At 61.9% G+C, this 11,756-nt stretch carries 9 protein-coding genes; 5 read left to right on the top strand and 4 right to left on the bottom strand.

Going from position 1 to position 11,756, the window contains the following annotated elements; genetic code table 11:
- Positions 1-63: 63 nt before the first annotated feature.
- The gene (locus tag LAD35_RS16300) at positions 64-1,056 is read right to left on the bottom strand and encodes a Bug family tripartite tricarboxylate transporter substrate binding protein (protein WP_224150033.1); all 993 of its coding nucleotides are present in this window, start codon (positions 1,054-1,056) and stop codon (positions 64-66) included.
- A gap of 61 nt (positions 1,057-1,117) precedes the next feature.
- Positions 1,118-2,575 carry an argininosuccinate lyase gene (argH, locus tag LAD35_RS16305; RefSeq protein ID WP_224150034.1) on the bottom strand — a complete coding sequence of 486 codons (1,458 nt, stop codon included), beginning with the start codon at positions 2,573-2,575 and terminating at the stop codon, positions 1,118-1,120.
- Between the two features lie 190 nt (positions 2,576-2,765).
- Here argH and LAD35_RS16310 point away from each other — a divergent pair, with 190 nt between their 5' ends.
- The 3 genes from LAD35_RS16310 to LAD35_RS16320 all read left to right on the top strand — a co-directional run bounded on the left by LAD35_RS16310 (position 2,766) and on the right by LAD35_RS16320 (position 5,962).
- Complete coding sequence (locus LAD35_RS16310) at positions 2,766-3,800, top strand: histidine kinase (RefSeq protein ID WP_224150035.1); 1,035 nt, start codon at positions 2,766-2,768, stop codon at positions 3,798-3,800.
- 74 nt (positions 3,801-3,874) lie between these two features.
- Positions 3,875-4,657: a LytR/AlgR family response regulator transcription factor gene (locus tag LAD35_RS16315; protein WP_224150036.1), complete on the top strand. Its 783-nt coding sequence runs from the start codon at positions 3,875-3,877 to the stop codon at positions 4,655-4,657.
- Between the two features lie 291 nt (positions 4,658-4,948).
- The gene (locus LAD35_RS16320) at positions 4,949-5,962 is read left to right on the top strand and encodes a DMT family transporter (protein WP_224150037.1); all 1,014 of its coding nucleotides are present in this window, start codon (positions 4,949-4,951) and stop codon (positions 5,960-5,962) included.
- Between the two features lie 120 nt (positions 5,963-6,082).
- On the opposite strand, the gene LAD35_RS16325 is transcribed toward LAD35_RS16320, so the two are convergent.
- On the bottom strand, positions 6,083-7,030 hold the full coding sequence (locus LAD35_RS16325) for a ZIP family metal transporter (RefSeq protein ID WP_224150038.1): 948 nt from the start codon (positions 7,028-7,030) through the stop codon (positions 6,083-6,085).
- Positions 7,031-7,316: 286 nt separating this feature from the next.
- Positions 7,317-10,112: a DNA polymerase I gene (polA, locus tag LAD35_RS16330; protein WP_224150039.1), complete on the bottom strand. Its 2,796-nt coding sequence runs from the start codon at positions 10,110-10,112 to the stop codon at positions 7,317-7,319.
- A 52-nt stretch (positions 10,113-10,164) separates the two neighbouring features.
- On the opposite strand from polA, the gene LAD35_RS16335 reads away from it, so the two are divergent.
- Both LAD35_RS16335 and LAD35_RS16340 read left to right on the top strand, forming a co-directional pair.
- Positions 10,165-10,530: a hypothetical protein gene (locus tag LAD35_RS16335; protein WP_224150040.1), complete on the top strand. Its 366-nt coding sequence runs from the start codon at positions 10,165-10,167 to the stop codon at positions 10,528-10,530.
- 161 nt (positions 10,531-10,691) lie between these two features.
- Positions 10,692-11,666: a homoserine kinase gene (locus LAD35_RS16340; protein WP_224150041.1), complete on the top strand. Its 975-nt coding sequence runs from the start codon at positions 10,692-10,694 to the stop codon at positions 11,664-11,666.
- Positions 11,667-11,756 lie beyond the last annotated feature (90 nt).

Here is an 11,756-nt window from a genome sequence, read left to right on the forward strand (position 1 = left end):
TCAACAACAAAAGCCCTGCTATTACATAACAGCAGGGCGCATTCAGCTATCAAAAAATGAGTACTACTGCGGCTTGAACCCGCTGTCGTGGATGATGCGCTGCCACACCCCGGTATAGGCCTTCTCACGCGCCAGCAATTGCTCGGGCGTCATGTAGCCTACAGACAGGCCCATGGCCACCAACTGCGCATGCACATCGTGCGCGGCCACGGCCTTGGCCACGGCCTGCGAGACTTCGTTCACCATTTCCGCCGGAGTTCCAGCAGGGGCGTACATGCCGTAGTAAGGCATGTCTTCCAGGCCATTGAGGCCCAGCTCGCCAAAGGTGGGCACATCGGGCAGCAGTGCCTGGCGCTTGCCGCCCAGCACGGCCAGCACGCGAATCTTGCCCGCCTTCTGGCTTTCGATGAAATCCTGCACCGAGCCGATGCCAGCCGGAATCTGGTTACCCATCATGTCGGCCAGCATGGGCGCGCTGCCACGGTATGGTGCCGATACCAGATCGGTCTGAAAGCGCTTGTTGATGACCTGCACCAGAAACTCAGGCGTGGATGCAGGCGCGGGAATGCCCACGGCGCTTTTTCCGCCCTGCTTCCTGACCCATTGCAGGTACTCGTCAAACGACTTGACGCCCAGGCCCGAGGGTACGGCCAATGCATTCACAAAACTGGCAAAGCCCGCCACAGGCACAAAATCCGCATGCGGATCAAAGCCCGGGTTCCTGACGACCTGGGGCAGGATGGAGATCGTGTGGTCGTGCGTGACAAAGAAGGTGGAGCCGTCGGCAGGCGACGCCTTGAGCAGCTGCGCCGCAATCTGACCACCTGCACCGGGCTTGTTCTCCACCACCACCGAAGTGCCCAGGCTGTCCTTCATCTTCTCGGCCAGCAGGCGGGCAATGGCATCGGTTCCGCCACCGGGCGGAAAACCCACCAGCAGACGCACCGGTTTGCCCTTGTTGTAGGCAGCAGCCCAGCCAGGCTGGGCGGACAGGCCTGCGGCGGCTGCGCCTGCGGCCAGCAAGCGTGCAGAGAAGTGGCGGCGATTCAGTGTCATACAGGCTTTCGGGCTTTGCAGGTGCAAGCGGAAGTGGAAGTGGCAGTGGGTTCGGGCGCGGTCAGCCCAGGCGTGCCTGGTGCTTGGCCAGTTGGGCTCGCACCTGCACAGGCGCAGTACCACCCAGCGTGTTGCGCGCATTCAGCGAACCTTCCAGGCTCAGAGCGTCGAACACGTCGGCCTCGATATTGGGATTGAAGGCCTGCAGCTCGGCCAGCGGCAGTTCGGTCAGATCTACGCCCTTTTGCGTGGCCAGCTTGACGGCATGGGCCACGGTTTCGTGTGCGTCGCGGAAAGGCAGGCCCTTCTTGACCAGGTAGTCGGCCAGGTCGGTGGCCGTGGCGTAACCCTTGAGTGCCGCAGCGCGCATGTTGCCTGCATTGACCGTGATGCCGCCCTCCTTGGCGCCCGTGGCCGGGTTCACCTGGCCGCCGATCATCTCTGTGAAGATGCGCAGCGTGTCCTTCAAGGTGTCCACGGTGTCGAACAGCGGCTCCTTGTCTTCCTGGTTGTCCTTGTTGTAGGCCAGGGGCTGGCCCTTCATCAGGGTGATCAGGCCCATCAGGTGGCCGACCACGCGGCCAGTCTTGCCGCGTGCGAGCTCAGGCACGTCGGGGTTCTTCTTCTGGGGCATGATCGACGAGCCGGTGGTAAAGCGGTCAGCAATACGGATGAAACCGAAGTTCTGGCTCATCCAGATGATCAGCTCCTCGGACAGGCGCGAGATATGTACCATGCACAGGCTGGCAGCGGCGGTGAATTCGATGGCAAAGTCTCGGTCGCTCACGCCGTCCAGGCTATTCTGGCTCACGCCTTCCATGCCCAGGGTGCGGGCCACGCGCTCGCGGTCCAGCGGGTAGGTGGTGCCCGCAAGGGCGGCGCTGCCCAAAGGTAGCACGTTCACGCGTTTGCGCACATCCAGCATGCGTTCGGCGTCACGCTTGAACATTTCTACATAAGCAAGCAGATGGTGGGCAAAGCTCACGGGCTGCGCCACTTGCAGGTGGGTGAAACCGGGCAGGATCACATCGACATTCTTTCCCGCCACTTCGACCAGCGAACGCTGCAGCTCCATAAGCAGGCCTTCGATCAGATCGATCTCGCCACGCAGCCACAGGCGCACGTCGGTGGCCACCTGGTCGTTGCGGCTGCGGCCGGTGTGCAGCCGCTTGCCGGCATCGCCCACCAGCTGGGTCAGGCGCGCCTCGATGTTCAGGTGCACATCTTCCAGGTCCAGCTTCCAGTCGAAGCTGCCCGCCTCGATCTCGGCGGTGATCTGGGCCATGCCTTTTTGAATGGCTGCAAAATCCTCGGCAGCAATGATCTTTTGGGCCGAGAGCATTTCGGCGTGCGCCAGACTGCCCTGAATGTCGGCCTGCCACATGCGCTTGTCGAAGAACACGCTGGAGGTGTAGCGTTTGACCAGATCGCTCATGGGTTCGGAGAACAGGGCCGACCAGGCTTCTGCCTTGGTGTCGAGCTGGTTGTGCGAAGAAGACGAAGCTTGTGGTGTGGACATGGAGTTCGCGATATTCCGGTTAAGCTGCCAGCTGCGCCGCTCTGCGGCACAGACCCAACACGACCCACGCCTACGGGAGAGGAGCGCCTTGCGCATACCCGTTCGCGTTGGTCCTGCCAAAAAACACTGCGCCCGGCAGGCAAAAAGCCCAGGGAGCAAAACCTTTTGATTCTATAGAGTCTGCCAGGCCATGCCACCATCATCAACTACTACCGCTGCACGTGATGTCATCGTTGGCACGGCCTATGTATTTGATGCGTGCACGGCCAGCGTGATCGGGCGCACCGTACTGCTGGTCGAAGCGCTTGCCGCCATTGCCGTGGGCTTTATGTCGGCTGGCGTGAGCGAATGGTTCTTCCAGTTGGCGCTGGTCACGGCGGTGATTCTGCCCGCCTGCCTGCTGTGGCTGCTGGTGGCCTGCCAGCAGAAAAAACTGCTGCAGCGCTGCAGCATCCGCGTGCAATACCTGGCAGGTGCCACATGGGGGGCGGTTTGCGGGCTGGCTGCGGCCCTCCTCTACCAGTGGGCGACGATGGCGCCACGCATGCCATGGCTGGCCAGTGCCGCAGCCGGGGGGTTTGTTGCCGCCATGGTGGTGGTGGGCCTGCAATGGCGTGCCCAGGGCCGCACGCCGGCGGCAACCACGGCGCGGCTGGCCGAGTTGCAGGCGCGCATCCGCCCGCATTTCCTCTTCAATGCGCTCAACAGCGCCATTTCACTGGTGCAAGACCATCCGCACAAGGCTGAAGCCATGCTGGAAGACCTGAGCGACCTCTTCCGCCACGCCCTCACCGAGCAGCGCGAGGCCTCGACGCTGGCCGAGGAAGTTCAGCTCGCGCAGCGCTATCTCTCGATCGAGCAGGTGCGCTTTGGCGACCGCATGGAGGTGCAATGGAATCTGGATTCGCGCACCGATACGGCCACCGTGCCGCCCCTGTTTCTGCAGCCGCTGGTAGAAAACGCCGTCAAACATGGTATCGAGCCCAGCCATGGCAACGGCCGCATCCGCATTGCCACACGCCGGCGCGGCAGCCGGGTGCACGTACAGATCATCAACACCATGCCGCGCCCGTTTGCGGCACCCCAGCCCGAGCGCCGCCCAGGCACCGGAACGGCCATTGCCAATGTGAAAAAACGCCTGCGCCTGTTGTATGACCTGGAGTGTGACTTTCAAGCCACGATCAAGGATGGCACCTATACAGTGCACATCAGTTTTCCTGCTTAAACAAGTTATGAGCGGCGTCAAACAATCGCCTATCGGCATTGGCAGTGTCTTTCAGTCCGCATAGCATGTCGCCCATGCGAATTCTGATTGTTGATGACGAAGCCCTGGCCCGCAGCCGGATGCGGCGCCTGCTGATCGAGCGTTGCCCTGCCCCGTCTGCCATCCTCGAAGCCGCCAACGCCGCTGAAGCGTTGCGCGCCATCGACAGCGCTGCCAGCATGGGCGCACCGTTTGACGTGGCCCTGCTCGACATCCACATGCCTGGTCAGAGCGGGATGGAACTCGCACAGATACTTCAGTCTTGGCCCCACGCGCCTGCCATCGTATTTGTTACCGCACACACCGAGCATGCGCTGTCGGCATTTGAAGTCAGTGCCATCGACTACCTCACCAAACCCGTACGCCGCGAACGGCTGGATGCAGCGCTACAGAAAGTAGAGCTATTAGCGCAAGCCAGATCTGTCAAAATTGCTAAAAATATCAAGGACAGCAGCGAATCCGCCGCAGACGCTGATGAAACACTGCTGATCACCAACCGTGGCAACACCGAGCGCGTGCGCCTGGCGGAGGTGGTGTATTTCAAATCCGAGTTCAAGTACGTGACCGTGCGTACCTCGGCCCATGAATACCTCTGGTCAGGCAGCCTCAATGAGCTGGAAGAGCGCTACGCCGACCGCTACCTGCGCGTGCACCGCAATGCATTGGTGGTGCCCGATGCCATCCGCAGTCTGGAAAAGGCCAGCGATCCCGACGATGTCGACGGCTGGCAACTGCGCCTCTTTGGCATTGAGGATGTGCTGCGCGTATCGCGCCGCCAATTGCCGCTGGTGCGCGCCCTGCTGGCCAGAAGCCGCTAGCCCTGCGGGCACGGTGGTGGGATAGCCCCGTCGCGGCAGGGCACGCGTTGCTGGGCGACAATACCGGCGATCATCCTCCTTGCATACGCATCGCTGGTGCGCATGTTCGCGGTATTTCACTGCTATATGTACATAGGGCTTGCCAGCAACGGCATCCCTGAGACGCATGGGTGTGGATGTCGCTTTTCAGGGCTGGGGCAGACAGCAGTGCGCCAAGTGCACCCTGGGCACTCCACTGGGGCCATGTCCCGGGGAGGCTTGACCCGCGCCAGCCGTCCTTTCATTCGTGCCATGCAATCCACTCCCTCAGACGGCAACCGGGCTTCACCTACTTCCACTGCAGCACCCGGCCCGCTGCACCTTTCGCCAGCCACCAATATTCCGCGCGGGGTGGCCTACGCCGCCGTTGCCGGGGCCTGCTGGGGCTCGATGCTGCTGGTGCCCGCGCTGCTGCCGGACTTCAATCCTCTGGCCATCACCAGCGCACGCTTCATGCTGTACGGGCTGATGTCGGTCTTCATTCTTGCACCGCTGGTACGCAGGCTACGGCCACGGGTCACGCGAGCCGATATGGGTGCACTGATGTACCTGGGCCTGACCGGCAGCATTCTGTATCTGGTGCTGATGGCCACCGGCGTGCAGTGGGCAGGCATGGCCATCACCACCCTCATCATCGGCATGGTGCCGCTGGCTATGCCCATCATGAACCGCAAGCAGGCGGGCGCCCTGCCCCTGCGCCGCCTGCTGGGGCCCATGCTGACCGTGTGCGCCGGCATTGTGCTGATCAATGCCCATGAATTGCTGGCCGCAGACGAGGCCGCACGCCCGGTCTGGCGCGTGCTCGGCGGTGTGGCAGCGGCGTTTGCCGCACTCGTCATCTGGTCTCACTACGCCATTCGCAATGCGCATTACCTGCAATCGGGCCGCTTCACGGCACTGGAATGGTCGTCGATGAGCGGCGTGGCCGTCGGTATCTGGAGCGTGCTGCTGTGGCCCCTGGCGCTGTGGTGGCAGGCCCGCAGCGGCCAGCAGTTGGACGCCGGGCGCTGGCAGATGTTCTGGCTGGTGAACCTGGCGGTCTCCATCCTCGCATCGCTGTTCGGCAACTGGATGTGGAACGCCGCCACGCGATTGCTGCCTATTTCGCTGTCAGGCCAGATGATCGTGTTCGAAACCCTGTTTGCGCTCTCCTACAGCTTCATCTACCTGCAACGCGGCCCCAACTGGCAGGAGCTGACCGCCGCGGCGCTGATGATCGGCGGCGTGTGCTGGGCCGTGCAGCGCCACCAGCCGGAGAATCATTGAATTTCTGGCACCTATCGCTTGATGGATAAGCGCAATAAGCTATCAAAATGAAAGCAAAGGCCTGCTGCATTACGCAACAGGCCTTTTTGATTCAGCGCTCGCCACAGTGCGAAAGCTCCTTCAGTGTGCGTGCCCTTCATGTCCATCGTGCGCCTCGTGACCGCCATGGCCCTCATGCTGCTCGGTATGGTCGTGGCCGGCATGACCGTGCGAGCCATGGGCCCAGGTGCTCACGGCGCTGACCACCACCATCCCCACTGCCAGCCAGGCGACCTGCTGCACGGTTTGACGAGCGGTCAACTGCCGCTGCAACTGCGGGATCAGATCTGCCAGCGCTACATAGATGAAGCTGCTCGAAGCGATGGCCAGGAAGTACGGCAGAAAGCCATCCAGCGAGCTGACCAGAAAATAGCCCACCACACCGCCCAATGCCGTCACCGCCCCCGCCAGCGACAGCTTGAGCAAGGCCACTCCGCGCTGGCTGCGGTTGTCATTGCCGGCCAATACCACCAGATCACCCATATGGTGCGGCACCTCATGCGCCAGCACCGAGATGGCGGCAACGATGCCCAGGCGCATATCGGCCATGAAGGCGGACGCGATCAGGATGCCGTCGCCAAAACAGTGCACGCTGTCACCCGTCAGCAGCGACCAGCCGCCCGCCGTGTTGTGGTGGTGCGCATGCCCATGGCCTTGCGAGGCCGGAGCATGAGCGTGGGCATGGTCGTGGTGCCCATCGCCATGGCTGTGGCCACGCTCCTGGGGAGGCGCGTGGCGGTGTTCATGACCATGGTGCCAAAGCTCGGCCTTGTCCAGCAGAAAGAAGAAGACCAGCCCCAGCAGCAAGGTCACGAACAGCGCCTTGGGGTTGATCTGGCTCTCGAACGCCTCGGGCAGCAAATGCACAAAGGCCGTGGCCAGCAAAGCGCCCGCCGCCAGGCTGAGCAGGTGCTGCGCACCAAAACGGCTGTCTTCGCGGCCGATGCCACTGCGCATCAATGCGGCCGCAATCCATACGCTGCCCAGGCCGGCGGCAAGCGTCGCAAGCACGATTGCTATCAAAGTCATTGCAAACTATCCAATAAATAAAAGCGCGAATGGCAAAACTACCGCCAAACCCATTTTGAAGCTGCAAATGGTAGCACCTTATTGCGACTCTGTTGCAATAATAAAAATAACCCTGGCAGAAAAAGGCAAGGCTGTGCAGGCTCAGGCGTTTGCACATCGTTTCCGACCATGACACTCGCCGTACCTACCGCCATGGCTCCCAAACCATGTGCGGTACACGGGGCTCTGGTCGAGCTTGTCCTGGGTGGGCTTGCCCGGGTGCAACCAGGCACCCGGGCACTACCCGTCAATGGGCCTTTTCCCAGTTCGGCCCAAAGCCGATTTCTGCCAGCAATGGCACCTTCAGCTCTGCCACACCGGCCATGAGGGCCGGAATCTCGGCCTTGACCCAATCCTGCTCGGCGGCAGGCAGCTCGAAAACCAGTTCGTCATGCACCTGCATGATGACCAGGACACCGGGCTTTTCCTGGTCCAGCTTGGCCTGCACCGCCACCATGGCCTTCTTGATCAGATCGGCTGCCGTGCCCTGCATGGGCGCATTGATGGCGGCACGCTCGGCTGCTTTCTTGCGCGGACCGTTGCCACCGTTGATCTCTGGCAGCACCAGACGGCGTCCGAACACGGTTTCCACATAGCCTTGCGCATGCGCCAGCTCCACGGTCTGGTCCATGTAGCGCTTCACGCCAGGGTAGCGCTGGAAGTATTTGTCGATGTAGGCGGCAGCAGCCTTGGTTTCGATGCCCAGGTTCTTGGCAAGACCAAAGCTGCTCATGCCATAGATCAGCCCGAAATTGATGACCTTGGCATAGCGGCGCTGCTCACTGCTGACCTGATCGACCGGCACGCCAAACACCTCGGACGCGGTGGCCCGGTGCACGTCAAGCCCGTCGCGGAACGCGTTGAGCAAGGCCTCGTCACCTGAGAGGTGGGCCATGATGCGCAGCTCGATCTGCGAATAGTCGGCACTGGCAATGAGCTTGCCCTCGGGCGCAACAAAGGCTTCGCGGATGCGGCGCCCTTCGGGGGTGCGCACGGGAATGTTCTGCAGATTCGGGTCGTTGCTGGACAGGCGACCCGTTACCGCCACGGCCTGCGCATAGTGGGTATGCACCCGGCCATCGCTTGGCAAGGCCATCTGGGCCAGCTTGTCGGTATAGGTGCCCTTGAGCTTGGAGAGCGAACGGTGCTCCAGGATCTTGGCGGGCAGCGGATAGTCTTCGGCCAGCTTTTCCAGCACTTCTTCGTCGGTACTGCGCGCGCCGGTGGCGGTTTTCTTGACCACGGGTAAGCCCAGCTTGTCAAAAAAGATCTCGCCCAGCTGCTTGGGGCTGCTCAGGTTGAACTGCTGGCCGGCGATGTCGTAGGCCTCGTTTTCTAGTTGCAGAATGCGCGTGCCCAACTCGTTGCTCTGCCGCGCCAGCTCGCCCGCGTCAATGCTCACGCCATTGCGCTCGATGCGGAACAGCGCTTCGCTGGTCTGCATCTCCAACTCGTAGATGTGCAGCAGGCCGGCGTTGGCCTGGATGCGCGGCCACAGCACCTCGTGCACGTTCAGGGTCTGGTCGGAATCCTCGCAGCTGTACGCAGCAGCCTTGTCGACAGCCACCTGGGCGAAGGGAATCTGACTTTTGCCCTTTCCGCACAAGTCTTCGTAGCTGATGCCGGTGCGCCCTGTGTGACGCAGCGCAAGGCTGGTCAGGTTGTGGGGGCGGTCCGCCTCCAGCACATAGCTTTGCAGCATGGTGTCGTGGGCATAGCCTCGCACCGTGACGCCGTGGTTGGCAAACACATGCTGGTCGTATTTGACGTGCTGTCCCAGCTTCTTCCTGCTGGCATCCTCCAGCCAGGGCTTGAGCTTGGTCAATACCGCATCCAACGGCAATTGCTCAGGCACGTCCAGCCCTTCGTGGCGCAGCGGAATATAGGCGGCCTCGCCAATGGCGACGCTGAAGCTGATGCCCACGATCCGGGCCACCATTTCATCGAGCGAATCGGTTTCGGTATCGATTGCGGTCAGTTCGGCTGCCTGAATTTTGGCGATCCAGGCATCCAGGTCCGTCTCGGTCAGGATCGTGTGGTAGACCACATCGCGTTGCTGGGCGTTGATGGCGATCTCGGTGGTTTCGGCATCGTTCGCATCAAAAAGGCCGCTCTGGGCATTTTCCGTTTTGGACGAAGACGTGCCAGCGGCCGCCGCGCCGAGCGCGCGCGCCAGGCCCTTGAAACCGTATTTTTCGTAGAAAGGTGCAAGCCCTGCACTGTCTGGCTCGGCGAGGGTGATGCCGTCGAGTTGCGGCAAACCCACAATGTGCGCGGCCAGGTCGCAGTCGGTCTTCATGGTCACCAACTGGCGGCTCAGCGCCAACTGGCCCGAGGCGATGGCGTCTCGCAGGTTCTGCCCCGCAACGCCCTTGATACTGGCGGCATTGGCAATGAGGTTGTCCAGCGAGCCGTGCTCTTCCAGCCACTTGGCGGCCGTCTTGGGGCCGACCTTGGCCACACCGGGCACGTTGTCCACGGTATCGCCCACCAGCGCCTGGTAATCGACCATCAGGGATGGCGGCACCCCGAACTCTGCGGTCACGCCTGCCACGTCGCGCTTCTTGCCGTTCATCGTGTCGATGATGGTGACATGCTCATTCACCAGCTGGCTCAGATCCTTGTCGCCGCTGGAGACAATCACCTGGATGCCTTGCGCGGCGGCCGTCTGCGCCAGCGTGGCGATCACATCGTCGGCCTCCACGCCCGGCACGGCCACCACCTTCCAGCCCAGCAGCTTCACCACTTCGTGGATCGGCTCGATCTGGCTGCGCAGGTCGTCCGGCATCGGCGAGCGCGTGGCCTTGTACTCGGTATACAGATGATCCCGGAAGGTCGGGCCGCTCGTGTCGAACACGCAGACGGCATAGTCCGCCTGCACATCCTTGCGCAGGGCCTGCATCATGTTGACCATGCCACGAATGGCGCCCGTTGCCGGGCTGGCAGGGTCGCCGGGCACGGCACGCAGATCGGGCATGGCGTGGTAGGCACGGTACAGGTAGCTGGAACCGTCCACCAGCACTAAAGTAGGAGGATTACTCATATTGACATTGTGCCCGCTACGCAAAGGCCGGGTGACAAATTACAATCCTGTTATGCGCGCTATAACCACTTCTTTGATCGCCTCTGCACTGGCCCTGGTGCTGGCAACGGCCCATGCCCAGACACCGCCTCCTGCCCAAGAGCCCGCCCCTGCGGCCGCCAGCCAGAGCGAATCCGGGAAAAAGACCGAGTCCAACGACAAATACAACCAGAAGGCCGAGTACATCCACGTCGAAGACGCTGGCAGCCGCATTGACGAAGTGCGTATTGGCGGCCAGACGCAAAGCATCCATGTGCAACCCAAGGTAGGCAACATGCCGGCTTACGAGGTCAAGCCCACGGATGGTGCCCGCAGCCGTCCCGATGGCTTTGGAGACACGCAAAACAAGAAGCGCGTCTGGAACATCGGCAATTTCTGAGTGCCGCACTGCATCAAATCAGGCACCTGACCCAGACTTGCGATAATCAGCCCCTTGTGACTTGCCGCCCCTGGCGGCAAGCAGCACAGCCAGCCAGGCAACGGCGCCGGCTGGCTTTGTTTTTGTTGTGCCCTCTTTCATCGCCTTCTCTCTGACCCGACATGGCTGTTTTCACCGAAGTATCCGACAAGGCTGCCAAAGCCCTGCTCAAACGCGTGCCCCTGGGCGAATTCGTGTCGCTGCGCGGCATTGAAGGCGGCATTGAAAACACCAATTACTTCCTGACCACCAGCGAAGGCGAGTACGTGCTGACGCTGTTCGAACGCCTGCGCGCCGACCAGTTGCCGTTCTACCTGTACCTGATGAAGCACCTGGCGCAAGCCGGTATTCCGGTGCCAGATCCACAGGCCGAGAGCAAGACCGGCGACATTCTGCTGCAGGTGGAAGGCAAGCCTGCCGCCATCGTCAACAAGCTGCGCGGCAAGAGCCAGCTGACGCCCCAGGTGGCGCACTGCCAGTCGCTGGGCGGCATGCTGGCCCGCATGCACCTGGCTGGCCAGGATTTTCCGCGCCAGCAGCCCAATCTGCGCGGCCTGCCCTGGTGGAACGAAACCGTGCCGGTGGTGTTGCCGCACCTGGAGCAGCTCGCAGCCGAACTGCTCACGAGCGAGCTGGCCTACCAGAACCACATTGCCGCCTCGTCCGCCTACACGGCGCTGCCGCGTGGCCCGGTGCATGCCGATCTGTTCCGCGACAACGCCATGTTTGACGGCGACGAGATGACCGGCATCTTTGATTTCTACTTTGCAGGCGTCGACACCTTGCTGTTCGACATTGCCGTTGTTATGAACGACTGGTGTGTCGACCTTGCCACTGGTGTCATCGACCAGGCGCGCGCAGACGCCCTGCTTGCGGCCTACCAGGCGGTGCGCCCCTTTACCGCGCCAGAGCGCCAACTGCTGCCTGCCATGCTGCGCGCCGGCGCCTTGCGCTTCTGGATCTCACGCCTGTGGGATTTCTACCTGCCCCGTGAGGCCTCGATGCTCAAGCCCCACGACCCCACGCACTTTGAGCGCGTGCTGCGTGCCCGCCTGGCCTCACCATTCGTGCTGAACACGCCAGTCGCCACAAAATGATAGCTGGCAGCGCTCTTCGTTATTGATTTTTAAACATAAACATTATCAAAATTCAACAGCACTGCACGCTAACCGCTCTCTTTTTGATAG

The organism is Comamonas odontotermitis, assembly GCF_020080045.1.
In the GTDB taxonomy this organism is placed as follows: Bacteria; Pseudomonadota; Gammaproteobacteria; order Burkholderiales; family Burkholderiaceae_C; genus Comamonas; species Comamonas odontotermitis.